At 71.4% G+C, this 17,188-nt stretch carries 13 protein-coding genes and 1 tRNA gene; 13 read left to right on the top strand and 1 reads right to left on the bottom strand.

What is annotated here, in order from left to right; all coding sequences use genetic code 11:
- Positions 1–49: 49 nt before the first annotated feature.
- The 10 genes from pyk to RY076_RS16900 all read left to right on the top strand — a co-directional run bounded on the left by pyk (position 50) and on the right by RY076_RS16900 (position 10,279).
- Complete coding sequence (gene pyk / locus RY076_RS16945) at positions 50–1,507, top strand: pyruvate kinase (RefSeq protein ID WP_323100153.1); 1,458 nt, start codon at positions 50–52, stop codon at positions 1,505–1,507.
- A 107-nt stretch (positions 1,508–1,614) separates the two neighbouring features.
- Positions 1,615–1,697, top strand: a tRNA-Leu gene (locus tag RY076_RS16940).
- A gap of 243 nt (positions 1,698–1,940) precedes the next feature.
- Positions 1,941–2,522: an ANTAR domain-containing response regulator gene (locus RY076_RS16935; RefSeq protein WP_323100202.1), complete on the top strand. Its 582-nt coding sequence runs from the start codon at positions 1,941–1,943 to the stop codon at positions 2,520–2,522.
- A gap of 174 nt (positions 2,523–2,696) precedes the next feature.
- On the top strand, positions 2,697–3,902 hold the full coding sequence (locus RY076_RS16930; RefSeq protein ID WP_323100152.1) for a branched-chain amino acid ABC transporter substrate-binding protein: 1,206 nt from the start codon (positions 2,697–2,699) through the stop codon (positions 3,900–3,902).
- Positions 3,903–4,079: 177 nt separating this feature from the next.
- The gene (locus RY076_RS16925; protein ID WP_323100151.1) at positions 4,080–5,003 is read left to right on the top strand and encodes a branched-chain amino acid ABC transporter permease; all 924 of its coding nucleotides are present in this window, start codon (positions 4,080–4,082) and stop codon (positions 5,001–5,003) included.
- Positions 5,000–6,730, top strand: a complete 1,731-nt coding sequence (locus RY076_RS16920) for a branched-chain amino acid ABC transporter permease (protein WP_323100149.1) — start codon at positions 5,000–5,002, stop codon at positions 6,728–6,730. The genes RY076_RS16925 and RY076_RS16920 overlap by 4 nt, the downstream gene beginning before the upstream one ends.
- On the top strand, positions 6,727–7,608 hold the full coding sequence (locus RY076_RS16915; RefSeq protein ID WP_323100147.1) for an ABC transporter ATP-binding protein: 882 nt from the start codon (positions 6,727–6,729) through the stop codon (positions 7,606–7,608). Before RY076_RS16920 ends, RY076_RS16915 begins: the two co-directional genes overlap by 4 nt.
- Before the next feature lie 5 nt (positions 7,609–7,613).
- Complete coding sequence (locus RY076_RS16910; RefSeq protein WP_461782310.1) at positions 7,614–8,318, top strand: ABC transporter ATP-binding protein; 705 nt, start codon at positions 7,614–7,616, stop codon at positions 8,316–8,318.
- 4 nt (positions 8,319–8,322) lie between these two features.
- Positions 8,323–9,537: a hypothetical protein gene (locus RY076_RS16905; RefSeq protein ID WP_323100144.1), complete on the top strand. Its 1,215-nt coding sequence runs from the start codon at positions 8,323–8,325 to the stop codon at positions 9,535–9,537.
- A gap of 127 nt (positions 9,538–9,664) precedes the next feature.
- Positions 9,665–10,279: a GNAT family N-acetyltransferase gene (locus tag RY076_RS16900; protein WP_323100142.1), complete on the top strand. Its 615-nt coding sequence runs from the start codon at positions 9,665–9,667 to the stop codon at positions 10,277–10,279.
- Positions 10,280–10,336: 57 nt separating this feature from the next.
- Here RY076_RS16900 and RY076_RS16895 read toward each other — a convergent pair whose 3' ends face one another.
- On the bottom strand, positions 10,337–10,729 hold the full coding sequence (locus RY076_RS16895; protein WP_323100201.1) for a PaaI family thioesterase: 393 nt from the start codon (positions 10,727–10,729) through the stop codon (positions 10,337–10,339).
- A gap of 171 nt (positions 10,730–10,900) precedes the next feature.
- Here RY076_RS16895 and polA point away from each other — a divergent pair, with 171 nt between their 5' ends.
- From polA to RY076_RS16880, 3 genes are all read left to right on the top strand, one after another.
- Positions 10,901–13,576: a DNA polymerase I gene (gene polA / locus RY076_RS16890; protein WP_323100140.1), complete on the top strand. Its 2,676-nt coding sequence runs from the start codon at positions 10,901–10,903 to the stop codon at positions 13,574–13,576.
- 173 nt (positions 13,577–13,749) lie between these two features.
- A complete protein-coding gene (locus tag RY076_RS16885) occupies positions 13,750–14,367 on the top strand; it encodes a hypothetical protein (protein ID WP_323100138.1) in 618 nt (205 codons plus the stop codon).
- Positions 14,364–17,129, top strand: a complete 2,766-nt coding sequence (locus RY076_RS16880) for a hypothetical protein (protein ID WP_323100137.1) — start codon at positions 14,364–14,366, stop codon at positions 17,127–17,129. The genes RY076_RS16885 and RY076_RS16880 overlap by 4 nt, the downstream gene beginning before the upstream one ends.
- Positions 17,130–17,188: the final 59 nt, after the last annotated feature.

Genomic DNA, 17,188 nt, shown 5'->3' with positions numbered 1-17,188 from the left:
GGCGAACCCCCTTGGTGACTCAGGTCACAAGCCCCATAAGGTGAGAACCATGCGCCGCGCCAAGATCGTCTGCACGATCGGACCCAAGACCTCCTCCCCTCACCAGCTGCGCGCCCTCGTCGACGCCGGCATGGACGTGGCCCGCCTCAACCTCTCCCACGGTGACCACTCCGTGCACGAGCAGGTGTACCGCGACGTCCGCGCCGCCAGCGACGAGTCCGGCCGCGCCGTGGGCATCCTCGTCGACCTCCAGGGCCCCAAGATCCGCACCGGCCGGTTCGCGAGCGGACCCGTCTCCCTCAGCGTCGGCCAGCAGTTCACCATCACCACGCGCGACGTCGAGGGCGACGACTCGATCGTCGGCACGACGTACAAGGGCCTGCCCGGCGACGTGAAGCCCGGCGACCTGCTGCTCATCGACGACGGCAAGGTCATGCTCAAGGCCGTCGAGGTCACCGCCACCGACGTCCTCACCGAGACCGTCGTGCCCGGCGAGGTCAGCAACAACAAGGGCATCAACCTGCCGGGCGTCGCCGTGAGCGTCCCGGCCCTGTCGGAGAAGGACCGCGAGGACCTCCGTTTCGCGATGCGCCTGGGCGTCGACCTCATCGCGCTGTCGTTCGTCCGCTCGCCCGACGACCTGGCCGACGTCCACGAGATCATGGACGAGTTCGGCTACCGCCTGCCGGTCATCGCCAAGATCGAGAAGCCGCAGGCCGTCGAGAACCTCGAGGCCATCGTCTCCGCGTTCGACGGGATCATGGTCGCCCGCGGCGACCTCGGCGTCGAGATGCCCCTGGAGGACGTCCCGCTCGTCCAGAAGCAGGCCATCGAGCTGGCCCGCCGCGAGGCCAAGCCGGTCATCGTCGCGACGCAGGTGCTCGAGTCGATGATCGAGAACCCGCGCCCGACGCGCGCCGAGGCCTCAGACGCCGCCAACGCCGTCCTCGACGGCGCCGACGCCCTCATGCTCTCGGGCGAGACGTCCGTCGGGGCGTGGCCGATCGACGCGGTGCGCACCATGGCCCGCATCATCGAGACCACCGAGGAGCGCGGCTACGACAAGATCGCCCGGATGAAGACCAACCCGAAGACGGTCGGCGGCGCGGTGAGCAAGGCGGCGGTCGAGATCGGCGACGTGGTCGGGGCGAAGTTCCTCATCACCTTCACCGAGACCGGTGGCTCGGCCACGCGGATGGCGCGCCTGCGCCCGCGGCTGCCGATGCTCGCCTTCACGTCCGAGCCCCGCGTCCGCTCCCAGCTCGCCCTGACCTGGGGCATCGAGACCTACCTCGTGCCACGCATGCACCACACCGACCAGTTCGCGATGCAGGTCGACCTCACGCTCATCCCGGAGCACCGGGTCACCGAGGGCGACCGCGTCCTCATCGTCGCCGGCTCGCCCCCCGGCATCCCGGGCTCGACGAACGCGCTGCGCGTGCACCGCGTCGGCGACGCCGTCCACCGCCGGGCGCCCGCCTACCGCCCGGAGGAGGTCACGGGCTGACCCGTCCTCCCGTCGCACCTGCCCGCACGGAGGGCCGGTGTCCGCCACCGCGGGCACCGGCCCTCCGCCGGTTCGGACAGGCATCGGTATGCTGGCCCGGCACTCCGGCCGGGGTGGTGGAATGGCAGACACGGGGCACTCAAAATGCTCTGGCCGCAAGGTCGTGCGGGTTCGAGTCCCGCCCTCGGCACCGAACGGCGCAGCACCCTCGGCACGCCGCTGTCGCCCGCGGGTGCGCGGCGCGCGCAGCGTCACCGGCCCGAAACGCGCCCGAAACGTGCCCCCGGCTACGCTGTGACGCGTGACCAGCGAGCAGAGCACCGACGAGAGCACCACCCCAGACACCACCGCAGACACCACCGAGGGTGCGACGCCCAAGCCCCGCCCCACGAAGGCGGCCGCGCCGGTCGAGGAAGCGCCCGCCCAGGGCACCGTGCCCGGCGCCACCCGCATCCTCGTCGCCGAGGACGAGGCCCTCATCCGGCTCGACCTCGTCGAGATGCTGGGGGAGCAGGGCTACGAGGTCGTCGGCCAGGCCAACAACGGCCAGCAGGCCGTCGAGCTGGCCAAGGAGCTGTCGCCCGACCTCGTCATCATGGACGTCAAGATGCCCGTCCTCGACGGCCTCTCGGCCGCCGAGCAGCTGCACGAGACCAAGGCCTGCCCGGTCATCATGCTGACCGCCTTCTCCCAGACCGAGCTCGTCGAGCGCGCCCGCGACGCCGGCGTCATGGCCTACATCGTCAAGCCGTTCACGGCCGACGACCTGCGCCCCGCCATCGACATCGCGACCTCGCGCTGGCAGGAGCTCAAGGCCCTCGAGGCCGAGATCGCCGACCTGGGCGAGCGACTCGAGACCCGCAAGCTCGTCGACCGCGCCAAGGGCGTCCTCATGGCCCAGCTCAAGCTGTCCGAGTCCGACGCGTTCCGCTGGATCCAGAAGACCGCGATGGACCGCCGTCTCGGGATGAAAGAGGTCGCCGAGGCCGTCATCAACGGCTTCCCGTCGTCGTGACGCCGGGCCCGCCGGAGATCGTCCGGCGGGCAGCGTCCCGACAGGTCACGACAGGTCACGACACGGTCACCGATCGTCCGGATTTGGTGACCAGTCGGGGGCACTGGGCCTAGTCTCCGAGTCAGCCCTCGCACGAGGGGATGTGACATCAGGAGGACACCTGTGCGTTCCCACATGAAATTCGCTGTGCCGGTCCTGGCTGCAGCGCTGGCCCTGAGTGCCTGTGGCACCCGCGGCGACAGCGGCAGCACCAACGGCAACGCATCCGGCGGATCCAAGAAGATCGCGAAGATCGGCGTCATCGCGCCCCTCTCCGGCGACCTCTCGGCGCTGGGCAAGGGCATCCAGAACTCGGTCGACCTCGCGGTCAAGCAGGCCAACGCGAACAACACGATCCCGGGCTGGACGCTCCAGGTGGAGCCGGTCGACGACGAGGCCAAGCCCGACGTGGGCAAGAACGGCGCGACGAAGCTCGCCTCCGACGACCAGGTCGTCGGCGTCGTCGGCAACCTCAACTCGAGCGTCTCCCAGCAGACCCAGCCGGTGTTCTCGGCGGCCAACATCGTCCAGGTGTCGCCGGCCAACACGAACCCGACTCTGACGCGCGGTGCCGACCTCAACACGCGCACGTACAAGACGTACTTCCGCACCTGCACCACCGACATCACGCAGGGCGCGTTCGCGGCCAAGTTCCTCCTCGACCAGGGCATCAAGACGGCCGCCACGATCAACGACAAGAAGACGTACGGCCAGGGTCTGGTCAAGTACTTCACCGAGGCCTACACCAAGGGCGGCGGCACCGTCGTCGCGGCCGAGACGATCAACCCCGACGAGAGCAACTACGCCCCCGTCATCTCCAAGGTCGCGCCGAGCAAGCCCGGCGCCGTGTACTACGGCGGCGAGTACCCGCAGGCCGGCCCGCTCTCCAAGCAGATGAAGGACAGCGGCCTCACGGTCCCGCTCATGGGCGGCGACGGCATCTTCGACCCGAAGTACATCGACCTGGCGGGCTCGAGCTCCAACGGTGACCTCGCCACCTCGGTCGGCGCCCCGACCGACTCGACGGAGGCCGGTAAGAAGTTCCTCGCCGACTACGAGGCTGCGAAGTACGCCGACCCGTCGGCGGCCTACGGCGGCTACTCCTACGACGCGGCCAACGCGATCATCGCGGCGCTCAAGACCTCGCTCGCGAGCGCTTCGGACGCCAAGAGCGCGCGTGAGGCCACGGTGGCGGCGATGAAGGGCGTCGACTTCCAGGGCGTCACCGGCCAGGTGAAGTTCGACGACTTCGGCGACACGCTCGCCCGCGTCATCACCGGCTACAAGGTCGACGGCGGCAAGTGGGTCTCGGTCAAGACCGAGACGATCGCCGCCAGCTGACGACGATGACACGGCCCGGGCCGGAGGACAGCTCCGACCCGGGCCGTGCCCGTACCCCGGCGCCGGCTCCCGACGACCCGGCCACGGCGTCACGACCCAGCCTGCTTCGCCCCTCCCGCCCTTCCGCGCCCCGGCGCGGCCCCCAGACAGGTGGCCCTCGACGAACATGTTGACCTCATGAACGAGTTCCTGCAGACCCTCATCAACGGACTGGTGATCGGCTCGCTCTACGCGCTGATCGCCGTCGGCTACACCGTCGTGTACGGCATCGTCCAGCTGATCAACTTCGCCCACGGCGAGGTGTTCATGATCGGTGCCTTCGGCTCTCTCGCCGTGTGGCAGATCTTCTTCTCCGGCACCACCGCCCTCTGGGTGCTGCCGTTCATGGTCATCGGCGCCGTCATCGCGTCGGTGTCCGTGGCCGTGGCCATGGAGCGCGTGGCCTACCGGCCCCTGCGCGGGGCACCACGCCTGGCACCGCTCATCACCGCGATCGGTGTGTCGGTCTTCCTCCAGGAGGCCGTCCGCCTCTTCTACCCCGGGGCCAAGAGCAAGATCCCGTACCCGCAGATCGACGTCGTCACCGGGCCCGCGCTGCAGGTCGGTGGCCTCGTCTTCCCGCGGGCCGCGATCTTCACCTTGGCCTCGCTCGTCGTGTGCGGCACCCTCCTGTGGTTCTTCGTCTACCGCACGAAGTCCGGGCGCGGCATGCAGGCGGTCTCGCAGGACCCCGACACCGCGCGCCTCATGGGCATCAACGTCGACCGGATCATCGTCATCGCGTTCGCCCTCGGTGCCGTGCTCGCCGCGGTGGCCGGCATCGCGCAGGGCCTGCTCAACTCGAACATCGACTTCCGGATGGGCTTCCTCGCCGGTCTCAAGGCCTTCACGGCCGCGGTCCTCGGCGGCATCGGCAACATCCCCGGTGCCATCCTCGGCGGCCTGGTCCTCGGGCTCGTCGAGTCCTTCGCGACGCAGTACATCCCCGGCCAGTTCGGCGGACCGGCGTGGAAGGACGTGTGGGCGTTCGTCCTGCTCATCGTCGTCCTCGTCTTCCGGCCGCAGGGCCTCCTCGGCGCCCGGGTGGTGGACCGCGCATGAGCACCGTCACCAGCCCCGAGGCCACCGTGCCCGAGCCCACCGGACGTCTGCGCGTCCCGCTCTCGCCGAGCGCGGCCTGGGCCGTCACCCTCGTCGGTGCGGTCCTGCTCATCGTCTCGACGTTCCTGTCCTGGAGCTACACCAGCGATGTGCTCGGTGACCTCTCGGTCAGCTTCTACCCCAACGCCGTCCAGATCGCGATGATCATCAGCGGCCTCCTCGTCGTGCTCGGCCTGCTGACCGTCCGCGGCCCGCTGCGCCGGGTCGCGGAGTGGTTCGACACGGGGGCCGCCGTCCGGGCGCTGTCCATCGGCGCGGCGATCTACGTCGTCATCGCGCTGGTGCTCATCGCCTACCAGTCCGGCGGTCTCATCAACATCAACCCGGGCGGCTGGCTCGCCCTCGTCGGGTCGCTGGCCATGCTCGTCGGCTCGCGCGAGGTGCAGACCGCCCCGGAGGGCGACCTGCTGCGGTTCGTGCTGCCGTCGTGGGTCGAGATCCTCGTCGTCGTCGGCCTGCTCGCGATCGTCCTCTTCGGGGCCGCCTACCTGCTCGGCATCCCCGACGGCGAGACGTTCAGCCTCATGGTCGTCTTCACCGGAAGCCTCGCGTTCGCGCTCGCCAAGTCGCGCGGGTTCGAGTGGCTCGGGCACATCGCGGCGCGGAACCGGCGGGTGTTCAGCCTCGGCGCGTTCGTCGTGGCGTTCCTCTTCCCGTTCACACAGAACGGGTCCGACGCCAACATGTCGATCGCGACGCAGGTCATCATCTTCGCGGTCACCGCCCTCGGCCTGAACATCGTCGTCGGCCTGGCCGGCCTGCTCGACCTCGGGTACATCGCCTTCCTCGGCGCCGGCGCCTACGTCGCCGCCATGCTGTCCACCTCGGCCTTCGCGACCGTCGGATGGAAGCCGCCGTTCCTCGTCGTCATGGCGGTCGGCGCCTGCACGTCGGCCACGCTCGGCCTCATCATCGGTTCGCCGACGCTGCGCGTCTCGGGCGACTACCTCGCCATCGTGACCCTCGCCTTCGGTGAGATCTTCCGCATCACGATGAACAACCTCGACGGCGAGAACGGGCCCAACCTCACGAACGGCCCGAACGGCATCCCGGCCATCCCGGAGCTGAACTTCTTCGGGTTCGACTTCGGCGAGACGCACGTCGTGGCCGGCATCCCGCTGGGCCGGTTCGCCAACTACTACTTCCTGCTCCTCATCGTGGCGGTCATCGTCATCACGATCTTCACGCGCCTCAACAACAGCCGTATCGGCCGGGGCTGGGTCGCGATCCGCGAGGACGAGAAGGCGGCCGAGGCCATGGGCGTCAACGTCTTCGGCCTCAAGCTGTTCGCCTTCGCCGGCGGCGCGTTCCTCGCCGGCATGGCCGGCACGATCAAGGCGCACCTCGACGTGTCGGTCTCCCCGGACCAGTACGTGTTCCTGGAGTCCGCGTTCCTGCTCGCCGCCGTCGTCCTCGGTGGCATGGGCACCGTCGCCGGCGTGTTCGTGGGAGCGGCGATCCTCAAGCTCCTCCCGGAGAAGCTGCGCTTCGTCGCCGACTACCGGCTGCTCCTCTTCGGCCTGCTGCTCGTGCTCATGATGCGGTTCCGTCCCGAGGGACTGGTCGCGAGCGAGCGGCGCAAGCTCGAGTTCCACGCGGACGACGAAGAGCTGGCCGAGCGCATCGAGGAAGTCCACATCGTCGAGGAGCAGGAGGCCAAGGCATGACCGCCGTCGACCAGTCCGAGCGGGCCGCGGCGTCAGCCGCGGGCACGCCCGTCCTGCAGGCCACCGGGGTCACGATGCGTTTCGGAGGGCTCACCGCCGTCAACGACGTGTCGATGTCGGTCCACGAGGGCGAGATCGTCGGTCTCATCGGCCCCAACGGCGCCGGCAAGACGACGTTCTTCAACTGCCTCACCGGCCTCTACAAGCCGACCGAGGGACGCGTCGACCTGCTCGGCACCCAGATCCCGCCCAAGCCGCGCGCCGTCGTGGTGGCCGGGATGGCCCGCACGTTCCAGAACATCCGGCTCTTCGGCAACATGACGGCCCTCGAGAACGTCATGGTCGGGCGCTACTGCCGCACCGGGGCGATGGCCTTCACGTCGATCATCCGCGGGCCGAAGTTCCGACGCGAGGAGGAGGAGACCCGGGCCCGTGCCCAGGAGCTGCTCGACTTCGTGGGTCTGGGCAAGTCGGCCGAGAACCTCGCCCGCAACATGCCCTACGGCGACCAGCGGCGGCTCGAGATCGCCCGTGCCCTCGCCACCGACCCGAAGCTCGTCCTGCTCGACGAGCCGACGGCCGGCATGAACCCGCGCGAGACCCAGCAGGCCAGCGACCTCATCTTCAAGATCCGCGACAGCGGCATGGCCGTGGTCGTCATCGAGCACGACATGCGGTTCATCTTCAACCTCTGCGACCGCGTGCTGTGTCTGGTGCGTGGAGAGGTGCTCGTCGAGGGGACCCCCGACGAGGTGCAGTCGGACCCACGCGTCATCGAGGCCTACATCGGCGGCGCCGAGGACGACGAGGACGAGGGCGGCACGGCCGTCGGCGAGAGCGCCGAGAGCGCCGACAACCACGAAGGAGCAACCGAGTGACCGCCATGCTCGAGGTCAAGGACCTCGTCGTGTCCTACGGCAAGATCAAGGCCGTCAAGGGGATCAGCTTCTCCATCGACGAGGGCCAGGTGGTCTCCCTCATCGGCACCAACGGCGCCGGCAAGACGACGACGCTGCGAACCATCTCGGGGCTCATGAAGCCGGCCTCCGGGTCGATCACCTTCATGGGCAAGCGGATCGACGCGGCGGCGGCGCACACCATCGTCGACCTCGGCATCGCGCACTCGCCCGAGGGGCGTCGGATCTTCCCGCGGCTCACCGTCGAGCAGAACCTCCTGCTCGGCGCGTACTCGCGGCGCGACAACGACATCCCGAAGGACCTCAAGGCGGCCTACGAGCTGTTCCCGATCCTCGGGGAGCGCAGCCAGCAGCCGGCCGGCACGTTCTCCGGCGGCGAGCAGCAGATGCTGGCCATGGGTCGGGCCATGATGAGCCGCCCCAAGCTGCTCATGCTCGACGAGCCGTCCATGGGCCTGTCGCCGATCATGATGAAGCGCATCATGTCGACGGTGACGACCCTCCAGTCGCAGGGCACGACGATCCTGCTCGTCGAGCAGAACGCCCAGGCTGCCCTGCAGCGGGCCGACCAGGGGTACGTCCTCGAGGTCGGGCGGATCGTGCTCAAGGGCACGGGGCGCGAGCTCATGGCCAGCGACGAGGTCCGCAAGGCGTATCTCGGCGAGGACTGACCACGTGGACCGGGGGCGGCCACGACCGGGCAACGGTGCCCGTCGAGGCCGCCCCCGCTCCCGGCTCGAGGCCGCCACCCGGCTGCTGCTCTGCCTGCTCCTGCCGCTGCTCGCACTGCTCGGCGCCTGCCAGGGCGCGCCCCCGTCCACGCCTCCGTCCACGCCTCCGTCCACGTCACCGTCCGGGCTCCCGGCCGGGTGGGCGCAGGTCGCGCTGCCGGACGCGTCGGAGCCCGTCACGCTGGCGGCGACCGACCGTGCGCTGCTCGTCGGCAGCTATGCCGCGACCCGACCGAACCCGCGGCTGTGGGTCCTCACCGGAGCGAGTACCGCGGGGGCACGACCGGTCCGGCTCACCCCCGTGTCGCCCTACGCGTTCGAGGCGCGCTGGCTCTCGGTCGCCGTCGACGGCGACCGCGTCCTCGCCGTGGGCGGCGCGCGCGGCGGGGCGCACTCGAACGTCCGGTGGACCGTCTGGTCCGGCACGACCCGGGCCGTCGCCGAGCAGCCGCAGCCCTTCGAGGTGTTCGGCGGCTGGGGTGCCGGCGACCTCAGCGGTGCGGCGTTCGTGGCGGGCGTGCCGCTCGTGTCGGGCGGATGGCAGAGCGACCGCGCAGGGAACGACGTCTCCCTGTGGCGGCTCGCGGGATCGCGCTGGAGTCGGCAGAGCTCGACCGGCACGTCGCTCGGCAGCACGGCGGTCGCCCTCAACGGGGCCCGGACGCTGTCGGGCTCGGGTTCGGGGGCCGTGCTCGCCGGTTCGGTCACCGACCTGGCCGGTGGCTCGGTGCGGTCCACGCCGGCGGTCTGGACCTCGCCGTCGGCCGGTGGCCCGTGGACGCTCGTCCGGCTGCCCGCCACGTCGCCGCTCGCCGAGGCGCACGCGGCCCGGTGCGCGGCCGGGCAGTGTCTCGTCGTCGGTCAGGACGAGGGCCGGCTCGCCGTGTGGCGCGTCGCGGACGGGACGCCGACCCGCCTGCAGGCCCCGGAGGTGGCGGTCGGGGACCACGTCCAGCTCCCGGCGCCGGTCGCCGTCGGCGACGCCGAGGTCGTCGTGGCTCCCGGTGCGCTGCTCGTGCTGCTCGGTGACGCGTGGTCGCGCGAGCCGTCCCCGCCGGGGCAGCCGTCCGCGTCCGCCGCGTCGGCCGGGACGCTCTACGTCGTGACGACGGACGCGTCGGGCGCCGGTCGGCTCTATGCCCGGGGCGGCGTCGGCTGACCGAAATGCGAGGTTCGATCCGGGGTTCCCCTTCCGCCGGTCCGTGGTTGGTCGTAGTGTCTGCCGGGTGGCCTCGGGGGAGACCGGGGTTTCGACTGGAGGGACGATGGGGCGAGCGGGTGTGTCCGTGCGGCGGGTCGACGAGACCCTGCACTCGATGTTCATCGAGCTGTGGATCGCGCACCGGATCGAGGGCGGCACGACGCCCGAGGCGGCCCAGCGCCTGGCGCTCGACGGCACCCTGCGGCACGCCCTGCAGCGCGAGGACATCTGCGCCTTCGTCGCCTTCTCCGGCGACCAACCCTCGGGCTACGTCGTGCTCGCCGACTCCACGCGCAGCCTGCTCGTCGACTCGCCGTGCGTGTCCATCGACATGCTCTTCGTCCTGCCCGAGCACCGACGTCAGGGCGTGGCCCGCTCGTTGCTGACGGCCGCCTCGCGCTACGCCGACCGCCAGGGCGCCGAGCACCTCGCGAGCACGGTGCCGGCCGGCGACCGCGACGCCAACCGCTTCTTCGCCCGCCTCGGCTTCGCCGCCGAGACGGTCCGCCGTGTCGCGACCTCGGCCACCGTGCAGCGCAAGCTCGCCGGCGAGCCGGCCCCGCGCTCGCAGCGCGTCGGTCTCGAGCAGGTGCTCCGACGCCGCCGCGACCTGCGCCGCGAGCCCCGGGAGACGCGCGAGCCGCGCGTCCTCGGCGCCACCCGGCACCCGCGTCACCCCGGTCCGCAGGTCGCCGGCTGACGCGTCGACCCCGCCCCCAGGCGCTCGCGCCCGGCGGTCAGCGGACCGCGCGTCAGGTCAGGACCCGGGCGCGGCGTCGCGCAGCAGGCAGGTGATCCGCGAGGTGCACAGGCGGCGCCCGTCCTCGTCCTCGACGACGACCTCGTAGCTGACGAGGGTCCGTCCGGCGCTCAGCACCGTCGCGGTTCCGGTGACGACGCCGGAGCGCGCGGCCCGGTGGTGGGTGGCGTTGATGTCGAGGCCGACCGCGACCCGGCCGGGTCCGGCGTGCAGCTGCGCGCCGACCGACCCGAGGGTCTCGGCGAGCACGACGCTCGCGCCGCCGTGGAGCAGCCCGTACGGCTGGGTGTTGCCGGCCACCGGCATCGTGGCCACGAGGCGGTCCGGTGTCGCCTCGGTCACCTCGATGCCCATCCTCTCGAGGAGCGTGCCGGACGCCATGTCGCGCATCACCGCGAGGGCCGTCTCGTGCGGGGTGGGCTCGCCGGTGGTGCCGTCGGTGGGGTCCGTCATGCCGGCGATGGTATGCCGCCCGGTGCGGCGGCCGGGAGCCTGCTGTCGCACCGGCGCCGGAGCCCTGCCCGCGATCACGCCGTCGGCGCTCGCCACTAGGGTTGCCCCGTGAGCCGACTTCTCCTCCTCGACGGACACTCGCTGGCCTACCGTGCGTTCTTCGCGCTCCCTGCCGAGAACTTCTCGACGAGCACGGGCCAGCACACCAACGCGGTGTACGGGTTCACCTCGATGCTCATCAACATGCTGCGCGACGAGGACCCGACGCACGTCGTCGTGGCCTTCGACAAGTCGCGGCAGACCTTCCGCACCGAGCAGTACGCCGAGTACAAGGCGGGCCGGGCCCGCACCCCCGACGAGTTCCAGGGGCAGGTGCCGCTCGTCAAGGAGGTCCTCGACGCGCTGCGCATCAGCTACGTCGAGCTCGACGGCTACGAGGCCGACGACATCATCGCCACGATCGCCACGGCGGCCGGCGACGAGGGCCTCGAGGTGCTCATCTGCTCCGGCGACCGCGACACGTTCCAGCTCGTCACCGACCACGTCACGATCCTCTACCCGGTCCGCGGCGTCTCCGAGGTGTGGCGGATGGGCCCGGCGCAGGTGCAGGAGAAGTACGGCGTCCCGCCGAACCGCTACAGCGACCTCGCCGCCATGGTCGGCGAGACCTCCGACAACCTGCCCGGCGTGCCCGGTGTCGGGCCCAAGACCGCCGCGAAGTGGATCACCCAGTTCGGTGACCTCGACGGCATCGTCGCCGGCATCGACCAGATCAAGGGCAAGGCCGGCGAGTCGCTGCGTGAGCACCTCGACCAGGTGCTGCGCAACCGCCACCTCAACCAGCTCGTCCGCGACGCCCCGGTCGGGGTGGGCGTGGCCGACCTCGTGCGCCACCAGTGGGCTCGCGAAGAGGTCCACGAGGTCTTCGACCGCCTCGAGTTCCGCGTGCTGCGCGACCGCCTCTTCGCGTCGGTCGAGGCCGCCGAGCCGGAGGCCGAGGAGGGCTTCGACGTCGACGGCGAGGTGCTCGCCCCCGAGCAGGTCGCCGACTGGGTCGCCGCGCACCTTCCCGCGGGGGAGCGCGCGGGACTCTCGGTCAGCGGCACGTGGGCCCGTGGCACGGGCGACGCCACCGGACTGGCCGTCGCCGCACCTGACGGCGCGGCCGCGTACGTCGACCTCACGACCCTCACCGAGGAGGGGGAGACCTCCCTCGCCTCCTGGCTCGAGGATCCCGAGCGTCCCAAGGCGATGCACGACGCCAAGGGGCCGGTCGAGGCGCTGACCGCGCGCGGTTTCACCCTGGCCGGTCTGAGCAGCGACACGCAGCTCGCGGCCTACGTCGTCAAGCCCGACCAGCGCACGTACCACCTCGACGACCTCGTGCTGCGCCACCTCAAGCGCGAGCTGAGCGGCGCCGCGCCCGCCGACGGCCAGGGCATGCTCGACTTCGGCGGCGACGCCGACGAGAAGGCGGCCGGTCAGGAGATGGTCCGCGCCACCGCCGTCCGCGACCTCGCCGTGTCACTCGACGAGCAGGTCGCCGCGATCGGCGGCACCGAGCTGCTCGCCGACATCGAGCTGCCGCTGATCGACGTGCTCGCCCGGATGGAGCGCACCGGCATCGCCGTCGACGTTCCCGGCCTCGACGCCCTCGAGACCGACTTCGCGGCGAAGGTCGCGCAGGCCCAGGAGGACGCCTGGGACGCCATCGGCGGCAACCGCATCAACCTCGGCTCGCCCAAGCAGCTGCAGGAGGTCCTCTTCGGCGAGCTCAACATGCCGAAGACGAAGAAGACCAAGACCGGTTGGACCACCGACGCCGACGCCCTCGCCGACCTCTTCACCAAGACCGAGCACCCGTTCCTCGAGGCGCTCCTGCGCCACCGCGACGCCGCGCGCCTGCGCGTCACCGTCGAGGGGCTGCAGAAGTCGGTCTCCGACGACGGCCGCATCCACACCACCTACCTGCAGACCATCGCGGCCACCGGGCGGCTGTCCTCGACCGAGCCCAACCTGCAGAACGTCCCGATCCGCACCGAGGAGGGCCGCCGCATCCGTGAGCTGTTCGTCGTCGGCGACGGCTACGAGGCGCTCATGTCCGCGGACTACTCGCAGATCGAGATGCGCGTCATGGCGCACCTGTCCGGCGACGCCGGGCTGATCGAGGCGTTCCGCACCGGTGAGGACCTCCACAAGTTCGTCGGCTCACGCGTCTTCGGCGTCGAGCCCGACGACGTCACGGCCGCGATGCGCTCGAAGGTCAAGGCGATGTCCTACGGCCTGGCCTACGGGCTGTCCGCCTACGGGCTGTCCAAGCAGCTGACCATCAGCACCGAGGAGGCCCGCGGCCTCATGGACGGCTACTTCGAGCGGTTCGGCGGCGTCAGCGCCTACCTGCGTGACGTCGTGGCCGAGGCGCGCGGAACCGGTTACACCGCAACGATGCTCGGGCGTCGGCGCTACCTTCCCGACCTCACTTCCGACAACCGTCAGCGTCGCGAGGCTGCCGAGCGGATGGCCCTCAACGCGCCGATCCAGGGCTCCGCCGCCGACATCATGAAGGTCGCGATGATCGGCGTCGACCGCGCGCTCGCCGCGGCCGGCGCCAAGTCCCGCATCCTGCTCCAGGTCCACGACGAGCTCGTCCTCGAGATCGCGGCGGGCGAGCGCGACGACGTCGAGAAGCTCGTCCGCGACGAGATGGGCAACGCTGCGCCGATGGACGTCCCGCTCGACGTCAACGTCGGGGTCGGCCGTTCCTGGCACGACGCCGCGCACTGACGGCAGGCGCGCGAACGAGCGACATACCCGTCCGTCACGTCCGATTTGGTCACGTTCTGGCAACGGCCGTGACAGATCGGTCACGAGCCGGTGCGCGTCGACGCCGGGACCTGCATACTCCTCGGTAACTTGCACCCGTCGACGGAGACGGGTGCTTTTACTGTGAGGTGGACATGGTCAAGAGCCTGGTCACAGGTCTGTGTCTCGCCGTCCTCGCGGCGGCCGTCATCGCACTGAGCGAGACCTTCTCGCTCGACCTCGAGCACGTGGCGCTCCTCGGCGCCGCGCTCGGCGGTGTGCTGGGTCTCGTGGGACACCGCCCGGGGTGGGGCAAGGTGGCCGGCTTCGGTGTCGGCTTCGTCGCCGCCTGGTTCGGCTTCGCGCTCCGCGCCGCCTTCCTGCCCGACGCGCCCGCCGGACGGGCCGTCGCCGCGTTCCTCGTCGTCGCGATCGTCGCGGTCGTCGCGGCCGTGACCGGCGGGCGACTCCCGCTCTGGAGCGGGCTGCTCGGCGCGGCCGCGATCGTCGGTGCCTACGAGGAGACCTACACGGCGGCGCCGCCGCAGTTCCTCAGCGACTCCCCGGGGGCGGCCACGACCGTGCTGCTCGCGGTCGCGCTCGGCTTCCTCGTCACGAACCTTCTTCCGCTGCAGCAGGACTCCGCTGTCGCGGCAGTGGCCGCCGAGCACGAGGACCCGACGCCCGCCCGCCACGCGAAGCGCACCGACCGTCGCTCGGACCGCGACGACCAGACCAGCATCGACGACCTCGTGACCGGAGCAGCCTCGTGAGCCGCCGCACCATCGCCACCCTCGTCGCGGGCCTCGCCACGGCCCCGACCATCGCCTTCCTCGCAGCGGCCCCAGCGGCTGCCGCAGCCACCGGCTCGGGCGGCGTCGCCGTCACGAACACCGAGACGGTGCAGGCCTACCTCGACCCGACCGGCGCCCTCGACACGGCGCGGGTCTACGAGCAGGTCAGCATGCGCGGCAAGGGCAGCGTCGACCTGTCCAACCCGATCGAGACGCGCGGCCTGCGCAACCTCGACGGCTTCGGCGGGTTCAACGTCGAGAACGGCGTCATGACCGGCCGTTACGACGTCGACGGCGAGCAGCACCTGCGCACCGTCAGCGACTTCACCAAGAAGCTGCCGCTCGAGGTGCACGCCACCTACACCCTCGACGGCAAGCCGATCGAGCCCGGCGACGTCGCCGGGCGCAGCGGTCGCCTCCAGGTGACCTACACGGTGCGCAACGTCACCGGGTCCCAGCAGGAGGTCTCCTTCGACGACGGCACCGGCACCCAGGTGAGCAAGACCGTCGACGTCGTCATCCCCATGGTCGGCCAGCTGAGCACCGTGCTGCCCGAGGGGTTCACCAACGTGTCCTCCCCGGGAGCGTCGGTGGCCGGCGACGGGCACGGCGGCACGAAGCTCAGCTACACGATGACGCTGTTCGGTCCCATCGGTAAGCCCGAGGCGACCTTCGGCTACGCCGCCGACATCACGAGCGGCCTCATTCCGACGGCCTCCGTGCAGGCGCTCCCGGTGAGCCCGCTCGACAGCCCGTCGTTCAAGGGCGGTGCCGACAGCTACAAGGGCGGTGCCCAGAAGGGTGTCGAGCTGACGGCCGGCGCGACGCAGATCGACGACAACCTCCTCAAGCTGCGCGACGGCGCCGCGACGCTGCTGGGCGGGCTCGTCCAGCTGCGCGACGGTGCGAAGAAGCTCGACGCCGGCCTCGGCGCCCAGGCGCTGCCGGGCTCGCGCGAGCTCGCCACCGGCGCAGGGCAGCTCAAGGACGGCACCGCGAAGCTGAACGACGGAGCCGCGCAGCTCGACGACGGCGCGAAGAAGCTGTCCGGAGGCGCCACGCAGGTGGACGACGGCGCGGGTCAGGTGGCCGCGGGCCTGCACCTGCTCGGCTCGAAGGCCCCCGAGCTCCTCGACGGGCTCGCCCAGGTGGCCGACGGCCTCGACCAGGTCGACGGCGGACTCACCCAGCTCTACGACGGCATCGGCGGCCTGCCCGACCAGGCGAAGCCCCTGCACGCAGGCATCGCCAAGCTCCGCGCAGGCCTCGGAGGCAAGGGCCAGGCCGGCACCCTCATCGACGGTGTCGACCAGGTGCGCGCCGGTCTCGCCGACGCGACCGCGGCGGGTCACAGCCTCGACCAGCTCAAGGGCGGGGTCGACCAGTCCAAGGGCGGGGTCGACCAGTCCAAGGATGGGGTCGACCAGCTCAAGGGCGGGGTCGACCAGTCCAAGGGCGGGGTCGACCAGTCCAAGGATGGGGTCGACCAGTCCAAGGGCGGGGTCGACCAGTCCAAGGGCGGGGTCGACCAGTCCAAGGATGGGGTCGACCAGTCCAAGGGCGGGGTCGACCAGGTGAAGGCCGGTCTGGACGACGCTCTCAAGTCCGGCGGTGGCATCGACCAGCTGAGCGGCGGCGTGGCCCTCGCCGCGGGCGGCGCCGACTGCGGCGTCGTCTGCAAGGGCATCCTGACGCAGGTGCAGGCCGGGCTGACCGACCTGCGCGGCAAGACGACGACCGCATCGGGCGGCCTCGGCCAGGTGTCGGGCGGGCTGGGACAGGTCTCGACGGGCCTGACCACTGTGTCGGGCGGCCTCGGCCTGGTGTCGGGCGGCCTCGGCCAGGTCTCGGGCGGCCTCGGCCAGGTCTCGGGCGGCCTCGGCCAGGTCTCGGGCGGCCTCGCGACGCTCAAGGGCAAGCTGTCGGCCGCGGCCGTCGGCCTGGCCAAGGTCGAGTGCGGCCTGAGCAACACGACTCTCGCCGGCATCTGCGACCCGATGGTGCCCGGGCTCCTCGAGGGCGCGCAGCTCGTCGACGGGGGCGTCAGCCAGCTCGTCGACGGGGTCGTCGCCAAGGTCCAGGGCGGCATCGGCACGCCGACCGACCACGCGGAGGACAAGACCCTCCGCGGTGGCGTCAACGACCTGCAGGCCGGCGTCGACCTCATCGGCCTCGGTGGTCTCGACCTGCTCGACGGCGTCGACGCGCTCACCGCAGGTGCGGACGCCGTCCACGGTGGCACGACCCAGGTGGCCGATGGGGCCAAGGAGCTGCAGGCGACCGGCACGGCGAAGGTCCGCGCCGGCGCGGGGCAGCTCGACGACGGTGCCGGCAGGCTGAGCTCCGGCGCGGGCCAGCTCGCCGACGGGCTCGGCGACGCCGCGTCCGGCGCCTCGCAGATCGCCGACGGGCTCACCGAGGCCGCCTCCAAGGCACCCCAGCTCGAGGACGGCGCGCAGCGCCTCAGCGACGAGGGTGCCAAGGTCCTCGTCGGCAAGGGCAAGGAGACGGCGTCCGACTTCGGCGAGAAGTACGCGCTCATCGAGGTCGGGGCCCGCCGGGCCAAGGCCGAGAGCATGGCCTACGGCGCCCCCGCGGGCGCCGAGGGTGCGACGGCGTACTCGTTCGAGATCGCCGGCGTCGACGGCCAGGGCGGCGCGAACGTCGGGCGGGCCGCCGGTGCTGCGGCCGTGTTCGGGCTCGCCGGGGGAGCGGTGTTCCTGCGACGTCGCTTCCTCTGACGTCAGCGGCGCACCCGCGTCGTCCCAGCACGCCGTGGCGGCGGACCGGTCACCGGTCC

Source organism: Intrasporangium zincisolvens, assembly GCF_034724055.1.
Classification (GTDB): Bacteria; Actinomycetota; Actinomycetes; order Actinomycetales; family Dermatophilaceae; genus Monashia; species Monashia zincisolvens.
Note: the sequence above shows the minus strand (reverse complement) of the source record. Positions and strands in the feature narration are given on the sequence as shown.

Coding starts and splice junctions, on each gene's coding strand:
- pyk (WP_323100153.1), top strand. CDS start 50: ATGCGCCGCGCCAAGATCGTCTGCACGATCGGACCCAAGACCTCCTCC.
- RY076_RS16930 (WP_323100152.1), top strand. CDS start 2,697: ATGAAATTCGCTGTGCCGGTCCTGGCTGCAGCGCTGGCCCTGAGTGCC.
- RY076_RS16925 (WP_323100151.1), top strand. CDS start 4,080: ATGAACGAGTTCCTGCAGACCCTCATCAACGGACTGGTGATCGGCTCG.
- RY076_RS16920 (WP_323100149.1), top strand. CDS start 5,000: ATGAGCACCGTCACCAGCCCCGAGGCCACCGTGCCCGAGCCCACCGGA.
- RY076_RS16915 (WP_323100147.1), top strand. CDS start 6,727: ATGACCGCCGTCGACCAGTCCGAGCGGGCCGCGGCGTCAGCCGCGGGC.
- RY076_RS16910 (WP_461782310.1), top strand. CDS start 7,614: ATGCTCGAGGTCAAGGACCTCGTCGTGTCCTACGGCAAGATCAAGGCC.
- RY076_RS16895 (WP_323100201.1), bottom strand. CDS start 10,729: ATGCGCGACATGGCGTCCGGCACGCTCCTCGAGAGGATGGGCATCGAG.
- RY076_RS16885 (WP_323100138.1), top strand. CDS start 13,750: ATGGTCAAGAGCCTGGTCACAGGTCTGTGTCTCGCCGTCCTCGCGGCG.